Here is a 13,828-nt window from a genome sequence, read left to right on the forward strand (position 1 = left end):
TTATTTTTGCATTTCATTTTCCCAAGCGAACTTTTTAAAAGGTTTATCTATAGGGGTGTTAGCAATATGATTAGTGTAATTACTAATTGTTTTTTGTGCTAAGCCTAAAATGATTTCTAAGACTTGCTGTTGACGATAGCCAGCATCAAAGAATGCTTTCAAATCTGCATCAGAAATTCTACCTCTATTTCTAACTATAGCTAAAGTTGTATTTCTTAGTATTTCTAATTTTTCATTGGCAATAGCAGTTTTGTTTCTTAACGCATCAGTTAAATTTTTATCAACTTTCATCATATGAGCTATTCCAGTATGTGCAGGAACACAATAATGACATCCGTGTTCTACATTTATGGTTTGCCAAACTACAGTTAGTTCCTCATTATTAAAAGAGGAGTTTGAAAATAATTCATGTAGTTTTTGATAGGCATCTAATGTTTCTGGTGAATCGGCTAATACGCCATGTAATCCGGGTACCATACCAAAAGCTTTTAATGATTTATTTAATAGTTTTATGCTTCCTTCAGGAGCTGTTTCAATTGTGTGAATTTTTAATGTACTCATAATTATTGGTTTTTAATTATAAAACTAAACGATCGTTTAGTTTTGTTGTAAAAAAAATGTTTAAATATTTTTAAATATCATTTCAATATAATCAGATATCTCTTTTTTATTGTTAACTCTTGTAGCAGCAGCTAACCCATGTTTTGCCAAGAGTAAAAAGTTAGCTTCTTTCAAAATAATATCACTACTTTTTGATTCATCTTTTAATTTTTGAATAAATATCTCTTTTAATGAATTCATAAAAAAATTAATTAACTTGTTTATTTCAGAATCAGTATTATTTGAAAATTCATTGTAAGTGTTAGTCATTAAACAACCTTTATGATTACCTTCTTGATAACAAACATCAACAGAATCATAAAAAAACGTTTTAATGTCGTTTATTCCATTATTCTCCTCTTTTAACTTAGTAAACATTTTGTTTGTTTTACGTTTGTATAACTCTATACTTTTAATAAAAATACCATGTTTATTACCAAAACTAGAGTAAATAGAAAATTTATTTATCCCCATTTCTTTTTCAAGCATTTGCATAGAAGTATTTTCATAACCGTTCCTCCAAAACAATCGCATTGCTTTGTCTATAACCTCTTCTTCTATATATTGCTTTTTTCTAGACATTAAGTTTTAATACACTACAAATCTAAACAATCGTTTAGAAATAAAAAAATGTTTATCATTTTTTATGAAATCTTATTTATTTTGGTACTAAATTAGAGTTGGTTTGGTCTATCATAAACTAAAAAAGAGTAATATTGCTGTAATAATTAAGAAATGGAATTAAAATATATACATACTAAAGAGCAAATACAGCTTTGTTCATTTGATTTTCGCCCGAGTATTTGGCGAAAAGGATGTTATGTATGTAAAAATAAACAGTGATTTAATACTTTTAAATTAATCACAGAACAATACAAAGCGTCCAATTAACAATTGGACGCTTTTTTTATGAAAAAAAATAAAAATGTTTTAGTTAAGAAAATCAAATAATAAAAAGTAACAAACAATTGAGAGACAGACTATTGTGTGAAAGTTTATTATCCGTTAAATAACGGACAGGATTCTTAGTGGATAAAATCAAATTAAACACCTGTAAATCAATAATTTAAACTTGTTTTTTCCTTGTGTAATTAAAAAATGTGTTACATATTTGCAACATCAAAACAAGAGAAATTATTGTTTTGATATTGACTAGATATACTATTAAAAATAAAAATAAGAACATAAAATGAAACAGTATTCACAACATATAAAACTAAACTACTTCGAGTTTCGCTTACCGAGTAGCCTATGTATACTATGTGATGATCAGGAGTTCAATTTTAAAAAGGAGATATATTATGATGATATAAGCTAATTATACATTCATACATAATTGTAAAGCATCTCCGGTTAAGGAGATGCTTTTTTTATGGAATAAAACGACAAGGTGGCTGAATGGCAAAGGCAGCGGACTGCAACTCCGTTTTTTATGAGTTCGAATCTCATCCTTGTCTCGATGATTGAGGTAATCCAAACTTGTTTGAGAATTACGGAAATCCAATTCTAGATTAGATGAGAACACGAAGTAATCTCATCCTTGTCTCGATGATTGAAGTAATTGAAACTTGTTTGAGAATTACGGAAATCCAATTCTAGATTAGATGAGAACATGAAGTAATCTCATCCTTGTCTCGATGATTGAAGCAATTGAAACATGTTTGAGAATTAATCAAATAATAAAATGTGTCATTCCGATGAGGAACGAAGAAGGAATCTATTAAAAGATAGCTTCATTTCATTCGCAATGACTTAATAAAATAAAGTGTGGAGTAATTAGACAACTTATTAGATTTGGGTTCTATCACTTATATAAATAGTACTGTAGCACAATGGCTAGTGTGTCCGACTGTCTCTCGGAAAGTTGCGGGTTCAAATCCCGTCAGTACTGCAAAACTGGGAAGATAACGATTGGTTGTTTGCCTGCTTTGGATGCAGGAGGCTGTAGGTTCGAGCCCTACTTCTCAGACAAAATTAAATGCGGGAATGGTGAAATTGGTAAACACGCTAGATTTAGAATCTAGTATCGAAAGATGTGAGAGTTCGAGTCTCTCTTCCCGTACTAATAAAGAATAAAGATTTATTTCTTTCTCTAGAAGAGAAACCTGTGATGTAATGGTTAGCATACAAGATTTTGATTCTTGTTGTATAGGTTCAAATCCTATCAGGTTTACAAAATTTGAATATTAATCAAAATAGTAATTATTAAAAAAGGGGTATAGTTTAATTGGATAAAATTTTAGAGTACGATTCTAAAGATGCAAGTTCGAATCTTGCTATTCCTACAAAAAATCAAAAATATTTTAATTACGCAAAAAGACTGCGTAGCTGTGTTGAATATTTGCATAGTAATTGAAAAAGAACGCCGTTAAAAGTGGGAGAATTGCAAAAGAAAAAAGATGAAAAACCTCATCATAACATGGAGTATGATGAGGCAAATTAAAGAAGTTCATTAACATATTAAAATGAAAAGGTCATTACGAATGTAACGAAGTGAAATGAAGTAACCTGTTAAAGAACTTCTTAATTACTTCATTTTAATGACATTAAAATATCAAGTAAGTCTTGTTGGGTGTTTCTGTATAGCACCATTGTATACAACTTTGCAGTTTTGTATTGAGTTTGTATATGCAACTTGACTTGAAGGTTTTGATTATTAGCCAAAAAATAGTCACGGCTCTATGTGTCGCAGGTTCGAATCCTGTCATAACGGAAGTTATGTAGCTCAGTTTGGTAGAGCAATAGATTTCTAGACTGAAAATCTAGGTTTTCGGTAACACTCTTTAAAGTGTGTCGGTTCAAATCCGATTTTAAACTAGAGACTGATAATCTCGGTAGTTTTTGTAAATCAAGCTCATCATCTTATGAAACTGATGAAAAAGTAAAAGTATTGAGTGTTTAATGAAGTTTTTAAATAAACACTTGTAAACGTACTTGAAAGAATAACTTTTAAATAAGTGAAGTATTAATATTTAGCACGTCAATTATTGTTGAGTATAAACTGTAATCCATTTGTTAAATTAAAATATGGACTTTTTTAAAATTATTATTTCCGTGTTTTTATAAGCATGAGTACTCAATACTTTTCATTAAAAAAGAACAAGTTTCTCCTTTATTGGAATGAATTGTTATAAAAGAAGTTGAATTATAAGCAAAAGAAAAAATGAAAAGAGTAAGAATTAACCAAGGAAATGTAGGTTTAGTTTTTAAAAATGGAGACTATCAAAAAGTAATTACTAGTGGCTTGCATTGGTTAGGTTTTAATCAATATGTAAATACATATGATTTAACTAAAGATTTTAATATTTCACTAGCATTAGAAGTTTTATTAAAAGATGAAGAGCTGGTTGCGATGTTAGAGGTTATTGAAGTAAAAGATAATGAGTTAGTTTTTGTATATGAAAATAATAATTTTAAGCGTGCTTTAGAAGCTGGGAGATATACATTTTGGAAAGGTTTAGTAAAAAGAACTTTTCAAACCATTGATATTAGTAAAATTTATATCACTGAAAATTTAGATAAAGCGTTGTTTAAAAATTATGCTGTAAATAAATACATAAGAGTATTTGAAGTAGCTGCGTATGAGAAAGCAGTGTTGTTAATAGATGATGTATATACTAAAACCATAACTGGTGGTGTATATAGATTTTGGAGAAATGATATTTCTATTAAAATAGCTAAAGTTGATACAAGACAATTGCAATTAGAGGTTTCTGGACAAGAATTGTTAACTAAGGATAAAGCGAATATTAGAATCAATTTTTATACACAGTATAAAATTATAGATATCGAAAAAGCATTGTTAGCAAATAAGGAGTTTGAAAAGCAATTGTATGTTTTAATGCAACTAGCTTTAAGGTCTTATGTAGGTAGATATACTTTAGATGAGTTATTAGAGAAAAAAGAAGATATTGGAAATGCTGTATTTGAGGAAGTTTCTAAAAACACAAAGGCTTTAGGAGTAACATTGATTTATTGTGGAATTAGAGATGTTATTTTACCAGGTGATATGAAAGAAATTATGAATCAAGTTCTAGTAGCGCAGAAAAAAGCGCAAGCTAATATTATTACAAGACGTGAAGAGACAGCTTCTACTAGAAGTTTATTAAACACTGCCAAATTAATGGAAGATAATGAGATGTTATACAAGTTGAAAGAAATGGAATATGTAGAAAAAATAGCAGATAAAATAGGAGAGATTACTGTTTCAGGAAATGGAAACATGGTAAAACAATTAAAAGAAATTTTTTCAGTAAATAAATAGCTCACAGATACCTGTGGGCTTTTATAGTTTCTTTTTTATTTAGGTAACGTAAAATAAAAGATGGTACCTTCATTAACTTTTGAGGTTAGCCAAATTTTCCCCTCACAAATATCTATTATTTTCTTTACTATGGAGAGTCCAACTCCTGTTGAATTTTCATTGTTTTCTAAAGTTTGAAAGATTTCAAATATTTTTTTGTGGTATTTATCTGAAATACCAATACCATTATCTTCAATACTAAATTGCCAATGCGATTGCTCCTCTTTACATTTCACATTTATGATACCAGTTTGCTTATCGTTATATTTTACAGCATTGCTTATTAAATTTTGGAATAATTGATATACTCTAAATTTTTCTACGTTTAATTTTGGTAATTTATTTAAAATGTTGACGGTAAAATTTTTTGGAACATAAATAGTATCAATAATATCCTTAACTAAGCCATTTAAATCAGTTTTTTGTTTTTTAGAGTTTACCTGATCAATACTTGTGTACTTTAAAATACCGTTGATTAAATATTCCATTTTGTCAACCTTTTTTAAAAGTAATTTCGTATTCTCATCTATGATTTTATTCGGATGAATAGTGTTTTCTTCTTTAATCCAATTTGCTAAAGCATTTATACTTCTTAAAGGCGATTTAAGGTCGTGTGATACTACATGTGCAAAATCTTTTAACTCTTTATTTCTTGAAGTTAAGTTTTTTAATAATGCTTTGTTCTTTTTATCAGTTTCAATTCGAAGCTGTAAATTAAGAGCATTTTTTAACTGAGAAGAAGCTAAATTAGCAATGGTTTCTAATGTTTTTAAATGATATGTTGTAAAATAATTTCTAGTTGAATGTTCAGAGTCTATAACACCAATAACTTCATTGTTTGCAATTATTGGAACAGAAATTTCGGATAAACGAATTTTATCATCTACAATGTATCTTTTATCTATAGAGGTGTCGTTTATAATTTCTGATTTGCCTTCTTTTGCTACACTACCAACAATGCCTTCACCAATTGATATTTCTAATTGATTTGTTATGATGTTGTTAGCGTCAATTTTATTTTCAAAAGCAGCAATTTGTTCTAGCTTACCCGTTTTATAGTTTAATAAATAAATAACACAATCTTCAAAACCTAATAACTTTGCAGAAGTTGCTGTTATTTCCCATGCAATTTCGTGAATGTTTGTTTTTCCTAAAATAGAAGACATTAAACTATTTAAACCTAAAAGTAAAGACTGGTTTTGTAATTCTTCTGTAATGTCATCAATTAAGGCTACTTGATAGTTGTTTTTGTGAGTTGTTTTTATAACTGAGGTGTTTGTTTTTGCCCAAATTGTTTTTCCACTTTTTGAACGATAACATTTATTAGTGGAGGTATTACTAACTTCTTCATTGTCAATTTCTTTTTTTTCTATAATGCTAGACATACTTAGTGTGGTTAATTCTTCTTCGGTATAACCTAATAATTTTTGAATAGCTTTATTTGATTTAATGATTTTATCTTCTTGAGTTAATACAATTCCTATAGAAGAATGTTCAACAATTGCATCTAATTGTTTTTTCTGTTCATCAAAAATATCTTGTTGTAGTTTTTGTTTGGTAATATCTCTAATAATTCCTTGAGCCAAAGTAGGGTTTCCTTTGTGGTCATATACAATATTACAGTTAATATCAACCCATTTAAGATTTTTATGTTTGTCATAAATTCTTGTTCTAAAATTTCTAAAAGTACCTTTTTCAATTAATTGATAAAAAGATTTCATGGCATATTCATAATCATCATGAAAAAGAGTATCCATTACATTAAATGATTCGATGTTATTATTCGCACCAAAAAAATCAATTGAAGCTTTGTTCATTTTAATAACATTACCAAAAAGATCCATTAAAATATATGGATCAATAATACTTTTAAATAAACTATTTATTTCAAGCTGTTTTTTGTTTACAATTGAAGATAGGTTTTGTCTAGTAGTTTCAAGTTCTTCGGTTTTGTAATCTAAATCTAAAGATATTTTTTTAATATCCTCTTGTGCTTTTTTAAGAGCAGCATCTTTCTGAGCAAGAGATTCTTCTAAAAATCGTATTTTATGATAATCCATTCTTCAGGTTTTTATAACAGTATATTACTAACTTTTAGAATCAAAATGCTTTCTTATAGTTAAGGGTTGTGAATAATGAAATTAAAAAAAAAGGTCGAGCTAGATAAGTTATATTGATGAAGAGAAGTTAACTTTCGTTCAAATGCAAGTGTTTAATGATAAGAGAAAGTTTCAATTTAATTTTTATTAAATTAAATTGAGGAAAACTATTAATTAAATAGAAGGAAAGGGTTTAAAAATATTTTAAAAAGAACTATTTAGGCAGTGTAAAATAAAACACAGTACCTTCATTTATTTTTGAAGTAAGCCAAATTTTCCCTTCATAAATATCTACTATTTTCTTTACAATAGATAGTCCGACTCCTGTTGAATCTTCACTTTTTTCTAAAGTTTGAAAAATTTCAAATATTTTTTTATGGTATTTGTCAGAAATACCAATTCCGTTGTCCTGAACGCTAAATAACCAGGTTTCTTCTTCTTCTTTACAAGTAATGTTTATTATTCCTTCTTGCTTATCGTTATACTTTACAGCATTACTTATTAAATTTTGAAATAATTGATATATTCTAAACTTTTCAACTTCTAATTTAGGTAGCTTGTTTAAAATATTTATTTTAATGTTTTTAGGTATGTAAATAGTATCTATGATATCTTTTACTAGATTATGAAGGTCTGTTTTTTGTTTGGTAGATTTAACTTGATCTATACTAGCATATTTTAAAATACCATTGATCAAATGTTCCATTTTATCAATTTTCTTTAAAAGTAAATTAATATCGTCATCAATTACTTGATTGGTAGTTTTAGCATTTTCTTCTTTAATCCAGCTAGCTAAAGCATTCATACTCCTTAAAGGTGATTTAAGATCGTGTGATACTACATGGGCAAAATCTTTTAATTCTTGGTTGCTTTTAGTTAAACTTTTTAGCAAAGCTTTATTTTCAATATCTGCCTCAATTCGAAGTTGTAAATTAAGTGCGTTTTTTAATTGAGTAGCAGCTAAATTAGCTATGGTTTCTAATGTTTTTAAATGATAATCTGTATAAAAGTTTTTATTGGAGTGTTCAGAATCAATAACCCCAATGATTTCGTTGTTTGCAATAATAGGAACTGAAATTTCAGAAAGGCGTACTTTATCATCTACTAAATACCTTTTGTCTTTAGAGGTATCGCTAATAATTTCTGATTTACCAGTTTTGGCAACATAACCAGCAATTCCTTCTCCTATACTAATTTCTAGTTGGTTTTGTATAATTTTTCTTTTTTCAACTTTACCACCGTGTGCAGCAATTTGTTTTAATTTACCAGTTTTATAATCTAATAAGTATATTACAAGGTCTTCAAAATTTAAAAGTTCAGTTGTTCTTTCAGAGATTTCCCATGCAATATCGTAAATATCAGTTTTTCCTAATATTGAAGACATTAAACTATTTAAGGCTTTAAGAAGTGATTGATTTTGAAGTTCTTCAGTTATATCTTCAACCACAGCTACTTGGTAGCTATTGTTTCCTCTGCCTGTTTTTACAGTAGAAACATTTGTTTTTGCCCAAATTACAGTGCCATGTTTAGTTCTATAACGTTTGTTAATAGAAAAATGTTCTATTTCATTGTTATCAAGCTTTTTCATGTATAACTCAGATGTTTCTTTGTCTTCTTTTAAAGAAATATCACCAACAGATAAAGCTAAAAGTTCTTCTTCAGTATAATTTAGTAACTCTTGAAAAGCTCTATTACTTTTTATAATTTCTCCTTTTTTTGTTAAAACAATACCTAATGAAGAATAATCGACAATAGCATTTAATTGATTTTTTTGTTCGTCAAAAACTTGTTGTTGAACTTTTTGTTGAGTAATATCTCTAATTATTCCTTGAGCGAAAGTAGGATTTCCTTCAGTATCATACACTACATTACAATTAATATCCACCCATTTTATTTCTTTTAGATTGTTGTAAATTCTTGCTTGAAAATTTCTAAAAATCCCAGTTTCTAAAAATTCTTGAAATGAATTCATAGCATATTCAATATCTTCCTCATATAGGGTATCCATTACATTGAAAGGATTCTTTTCATTATCAATTCCAAAAAAATCGATAGAAGCATCGTTCATTTTTAAAACATTACCGTACAAATCCATTAAAATGTATGGATCAATAATTGTTTTAAACAAATTGTTTAACTCAATTTGTTTTTCATTAATAACTTTAGAAAGGGTTTGGTTAGTTTCTTCTAACTCTTGATTCTTATCATGTAAATCTAATGATCTTTGCTTCATTATTGCTTCAGCCTCTTTGCGGGCTTTTCGTTCAAGTGCAAGAGATTCTTCTAATAACTGTATTTTCTTTTCATCCATTTTTTTGTAAATAAAATGGTACTATTAAACTATTATTTTTAATGTACACATGGGGGTTTTTAACTTAAGTACTAAATTTAATAAATTATTATATAATTTATCAATTTCATTACAGTTATTTTGAAGATTTTTAAATGATTAGGTAAAAAAAGAGGAGCAAGTAAATCAAAAAGTAAGACAGGTTGCGTCTTACTTTTTGATTAAAAATATATTTATAGAATAAGATTTACAGTTTTACTAAAAATTCATGCTCAATTGAATACGTTTTCTTTGAATGTCTACTTCTAAAACTTTAACTTGAACATGTTGTTGTAAGTTAACATGCTCATTAATATCTTGTACAAAGGTATTTGATAGGTTTGATACGTGAACTAAACCACTTTCTTTAATGCCTATATCTACAAAGCAACCAAAATTTGTAATATTGTTTACAATACCAGGTAAAATTTGCCCTGTTTTAAGGTCATTAATAGTTTTTATATGTTCGTTAAAGCTAAAAGCTTTAGCTTTTTTTCTTGGATCTAATCCCGGTTTTTCTAACTCTTTAATAATATCTTGTAGTGTTGGTAACCCAAAAGAGTCAGTAACGTACTGTTGTAATTTTATTTGTTTTAATACAGAAGTATTTCCTATTAATTCTGTTATATTATTTCCAGAATCTTTAGCTATTTTTTTAACTAAAGAATATTGTTCTGGGTGAACCGCTGAATCGTCTAAAACATTATCTCCATTTTTAATTCGTAAAAATCCAGCAGATTGTTCAAAAGCTTTTCCTCCTAAACGAGGTACCTTTTTTATAGCAGTTCTATTGCTAAATGCACCATTTTCATTTCTATAGTTTACAATGTTTTCTGCTAATTTGGAACCTATACCAGATACATAACTTAATAACGATGCACTTGCTGTGTTTATATTTACACCAACTTTATTAACACAATGTTGCACAATAGTGTCTAATGATTTGTTAAGTTTAGATTGGTCAACATCATGCTGATATTGTCCTACACCAATTGATTTTGCGTCAATTTTTACTAACTCAGCTAATGGGTCTGCTAATCTACGGCCAATAGAAATTGCCCCTCTAACAGTAACATCGTAATTAGGAAACTCATCACGAGCAATTTTTGAAACAGAATAAATAGATGCACCAGCTTCACTTACTACAAAAACTTCTATGTTGTTTTTAAAATGAATTCGTTTTATTAATTGCTCACTTTCTCTTGAAGCTGTTCCATTTCCTATAGCTATAGCCTCTATTTTATAAGCATCTACTAGTGTACTAATTTTTTTTATAGCTTCGGTAGCTTTATTTTGAGGAGCGTGAGGGAAAATAGTTTCGTTGTGTAATAAATCACCTTGTTTATTTAAACAAACAATTTTACATCCAGTTCTAAAACCAGGGTCAATAGCTAAAATTCGTTTTTCACCTAAAGGGGAACCAAGTAAAAGTTGCTGTAAATTTTTAGCAAATACTTTTATAGCATTTTCATCAGCTTTTTCTTTTGCTATACTCATTGTTTCATTAGTAAGAGCAGGAAACAATAAACGTTTATAAGAGTCTGAGATTGCTAATTCTATTTGTTGAGCACACTCATTATGAGAACGAATTATTCGATCTTCTATTTTTTGAAGTGCTCGGTCGTTATCTATTTCAATTTTTATACGAATAAAGCCTTCTTTTTCTGCACGTAATATTGCTAATAAGCGATGAGACGGGATACGACTTAGGTTTTCTTCCCAAGAAAAATAATCTTTAAATTTTTGAGCACCGTCTTCGTCTTTTTTAGATTTAATTATTTTAGTTGAGATAATTGCAAAACGCTCTAGTTGGTAACGAATGTTATTTCTAATATCACTTCGTTCGTTTATCCATTCAGCAATAATATGGCGTGCTCCTTCTAAAGCATCTTCAATGGTTTCAATTGCATTAGAAGTGTATTTTGATGCTGTAAATTCTAAATCATTCACACGTTGACTCATAATCATTTTAGCCAAAGGTTCTAATCCATTTTTACGAGCAGTTTCTGCTTTAGTTTTACGCTTTTTCTTATATGGTAGATAAATATCTTCAAGAGTGGTAAGACTCTCGGTGTTTTCAATTTTTAGCTTTAACTCATTTGTTAATACCTCTTGTTCTTCGAGAGCTTTTAGTATTGTAGTTTTTCTTTTCTCTAAAGTTTCATATTGTTCTTTTAATTGAACAATTTGACCTATTTCAACTTCATCTAAATTTCCTGTTTTTTCTTTTCTATATCTTGCTATAAATGGAATAGTGCAATCTTCATTTAATAGTTCAATAGTGTTTTGAATTGATTTTTCTGAAATTTCTGAACGAGAGGTAATATATTTTATCAAGAGTATAATTTTAAATTTTGATGGAGTCAAGCAAAAATAATGAAATAAAAAATAGGCAGATGTTATCTTAATAAATAATCTAATTGTTAGTTTTGAAATTATAAATAAAGAAAATGAAGAAAGAATATCCTTTAAATAAAAATATTAAAAATCATTTATTGTTAGGGATAATTTTGTGTCTTTGGGTTTTTGTTTTCTTGTTTTTTGCTGAGCCTTTTGATATTCATAAGTTTACAACTACTGAAAAGTTAATTTTTCTTCCTGTTTATGGAGTAATTCAAGGAATATGTTATTGTTTGCCTATTTGGTATCAAAACAAATTTAAAAATAGTATTTGGCGTGTAAAAAATGAATTGATTTTTATTGTACTTATGATTATTTTTGGCTTTGGAATTAACTTTTTGTTTTACAAAAATATTGTAGCATATAATGAGCCTGATACTTATGAATATTACCATTATTTTAAATGGATTTATGCTCCAGCTTTAGCTATAATTCTTCCTTTTATAATTATAGGAAGATATGTAATGGGTAAATTTTTTGAGAATGAAATTAAAACTGATAAGAAAAAAATAATCATTAAAGGAAAGGGAAAGTATGATCTTATTACTCTACATATGGATGAATTAGTTTTTATTCATTCATCTGATAATTATGTTGATATTTTTTTCACTGAAAAAAATATTTTAAAGAAAAAAAACACTTAGAGAAACACTATCTGGAGTAGAAAAATCATTTACGTTTTTAATGAAAACTCATCGTTCTTTTTTAATAAATCCAAATCATTTTAAACAGTTTAAAATAGAAAATAAAAAGCTTTATATTGATATGGGTTTCGGAAAAAAAATTCCTGTATCTAGAAATTTACAAACTTCCATAAAATCTAAATTACCAATTACCACAAATAAGTAGCGTTTCGCCACACAGCTAGTAAAATTAATAGTTTTTAAGGCTTTTGAAATTAATTTTGAAACTATAAATTAATTTTAAAACTTACTAGAATGATTAAAAAAGTGCTACTGTTTTTAATGTTTTTAACTTTACAATCTTGCCACATAGGAAGAATGATTCGGTATTATAAAGCAGATATTGATGATCACAAAATATTCCCTTATACTGAAGTGAATAAAGGAGAAGAAGTGTTTTATTTTAAAGATAGTACTAATTCTAAACTATCAGAAAAAATAAAGAATATAAAGGTTTTAGAAAATGAAAGAGAACATTTTATTGATGATTTTTTAGATAAAGAAACAGAAGCTACAGCTTTTTTAGTTATAAAAGATGATGCTATACTTTTTGAAAAGTATTACGAAGGATATAAAAGAGATTCAATATCTAATATCTTTTCGGTATCTAAATCTGTAACGTCTTTATTAGTAGGTATAGCTTTAGATGAAGGTCTAATTAATAATGTAAACGATCCAATTACCAAATATATCCCTGAGCTTTCAGAAGCTAATAAAACATTTAATAAATTAACTATAGAACATTTATTAAATATGCGATCTGGTTTAAAGTTTAATGAAACATACAGTAGTCCTTTTGATGAGGTTAGTAAGTTGTATTATGGGAAAAATCAAATGAAACAAATTTCAAGTATGGAATTTATTCATGAGCCTGGTACTTATCATGATTATCAAAGTGTTTGTACTACGCTATTAGGTATAGCTATTGAACGAGTATCAAATAAACAATTGGGTAAATATTTAGAGGAAAAATTATGGAAACCATTACAAATGGAAAATAATGCTACCTGGAGTTTAGATGATAAAACTCGTAAAAACACTAAAGCATTTTGTTGTTTAAATACAACTGCAATTGATTTAGCCAAATTAGCTAGATTGGTATTGAATAAAGGACGATTTAATGGGGAACAAATTATTTCAGAAAAATGGATAAATAAATTAACTACTCCTAATAAAATGAATGATTGTTATCAATATCAGTGGTATAGCAATGAATGTTCAGATGATTATTATGCTCTAGGTATTTTAGGGCAGATAATATATATTGTGCCTAGTCAAGATTTAATTATTATTCGTTTAGGTAAATCATCTGGTAAAATGTTTTTATCAAAAGTAAAAGAAGCTGTGAGTATTTAAAAAATCACCCCTTCACTTAATAGTAAAGGGGTGAACAGTATAAAAGTTGGTATTAATA

General features: G+C 27.7%; 9 protein-coding genes and 7 tRNA genes. 11 read left to right on the top strand and 5 right to left on the bottom strand.

Translation table 11 applies throughout. The features are described 5' to 3' along the window. Both BLV71_RS06775 and BLV71_RS06780 read right to left on the bottom strand, forming a co-directional pair. Entirely contained in the window at positions 1-561 is a 561-nt protein-coding gene (locus tag BLV71_RS06775; protein ID WP_093869816.1) for a carboxymuconolactone decarboxylase family protein, read from the bottom strand. Between the two features lie 60 nt (positions 562-621). Beyond that, the gene (locus BLV71_RS06780; protein WP_093869817.1) at positions 622-1,182 is read right to left on the bottom strand and encodes a TetR/AcrR family transcriptional regulator; all 561 of its coding nucleotides are present in this window, start codon (positions 1,180-1,182) and stop codon (positions 622-624) included. 802 nt (positions 1,183-1,984) lie between these two features. Here BLV71_RS06780 and BLV71_RS06785 point away from each other — a divergent pair. The 8 genes from BLV71_RS06785 (at position 1,985) to BLV71_RS06810 (ending at position 4,864) form a co-directional block, all read left to right on the top strand. Beyond that, positions 1,985-2,057: transfer RNA gene (locus tag BLV71_RS06785), tRNA-Cys, on the top strand. A gap of 361 nt (positions 2,058-2,418) precedes the next feature. Then, positions 2,419-2,491, top strand: a tRNA-Asp gene (locus tag BLV71_RS06790). Between the two features lie 5 nt (positions 2,492-2,496). Beyond that, positions 2,497-2,569: transfer RNA gene (locus tag BLV71_RS18525), tRNA-Pro, on the top strand. An 11-nt stretch (positions 2,570-2,580) separates the two neighbouring features. Continuing rightward, positions 2,581-2,662, top strand: a tRNA-Leu gene (locus tag BLV71_RS06795). Between the two features lie 39 nt (positions 2,663-2,701). After that, positions 2,702-2,773: transfer RNA gene (locus tag BLV71_RS06800), tRNA-Gln, on the top strand. Positions 2,774-2,812: 39 nt separating this feature from the next. After that, a tRNA-Arg gene (locus BLV71_RS06805) sits at positions 2,813-2,885 on the top strand. A 429-nt stretch (positions 2,886-3,314) separates the two neighbouring features. Next, positions 3,315-3,418, top strand: a tRNA-Phe gene (locus BLV71_RS18530). A gap of 345 nt (positions 3,419-3,763) precedes the next feature. Further along, positions 3,764-4,864 carry a slipin family protein gene (locus BLV71_RS06810; protein ID WP_093869818.1) on the top strand — a complete coding sequence of 367 codons (1,101 nt, stop codon included), beginning with the start codon at positions 3,764-3,766 and terminating at the stop codon, positions 4,862-4,864. A 35-nt stretch (positions 4,865-4,899) separates the two neighbouring features. Here BLV71_RS06810 and BLV71_RS06815 read toward each other — a convergent pair whose 3' ends face one another. The 3 genes from BLV71_RS06815 to BLV71_RS06825 all read right to left on the bottom strand — a co-directional run bounded on the left by BLV71_RS06815 (position 4,900) and on the right by BLV71_RS06825 (position 11,674). Further along, a complete protein-coding gene (locus tag BLV71_RS06815) occupies positions 4,900-6,963 on the bottom strand; it encodes a PAS domain S-box protein (RefSeq protein WP_093869819.1) in 2,064 nt (687 codons plus the stop codon). A 253-nt stretch (positions 6,964-7,216) separates the two neighbouring features. Next, positions 7,217-9,313, bottom strand: coding sequence for a PAS domain-containing sensor histidine kinase (locus BLV71_RS06820; RefSeq protein WP_093869820.1), 2,097 nt, complete (start codon positions 9,311-9,313; stop codon positions 7,217-7,219). A 237-nt stretch (positions 9,314-9,550) separates the two neighbouring features. Then, positions 9,551-11,674 (bottom strand): Tex family protein, encoded by a 2,124-nt coding sequence (locus tag BLV71_RS06825; RefSeq protein ID WP_093871980.1) that lies wholly within the window; start codon positions 11,672-11,674, stop codon positions 9,551-9,553. A gap of 107 nt (positions 11,675-11,781) precedes the next feature. Between BLV71_RS06825 and BLV71_RS06830 the strand changes: the two genes are divergently transcribed. The 3 genes from BLV71_RS06830 (at position 11,782) to BLV71_RS06840 (ending at position 13,770) form a co-directional block, all read left to right on the top strand. Then, complete coding sequence (locus BLV71_RS06830; protein ID WP_093869821.1) at positions 11,782-12,375, top strand: hypothetical protein; 594 nt, start codon at positions 11,782-11,784, stop codon at positions 12,373-12,375. A gap of 40 nt (positions 12,376-12,415) precedes the next feature. Then, positions 12,416-12,580 (top strand): LytTR family transcriptional regulator DNA-binding domain-containing protein, encoded by a 165-nt coding sequence (locus tag BLV71_RS19005; protein WP_093869822.1) that lies wholly within the window; start codon positions 12,416-12,418, stop codon positions 12,578-12,580. Positions 12,581-12,669: 89 nt separating this feature from the next. Next, on the top strand, positions 12,670-13,770 hold the full coding sequence (locus BLV71_RS06840; RefSeq protein ID WP_093869823.1) for a serine hydrolase domain-containing protein: 1,101 nt from the start codon (positions 12,670-12,672) through the stop codon (positions 13,768-13,770). The last annotated feature ends 58 nt before the right edge of the window (positions 13,771-13,828 follow it).

This window comes from Tenacibaculum sp. MAR_2010_89 (assembly GCF_900105985.1).
Taxonomy (GTDB): Bacteria; Bacteroidota; Bacteroidia; order Flavobacteriales; family Flavobacteriaceae; genus Polaribacter; species Polaribacter halocynthiae.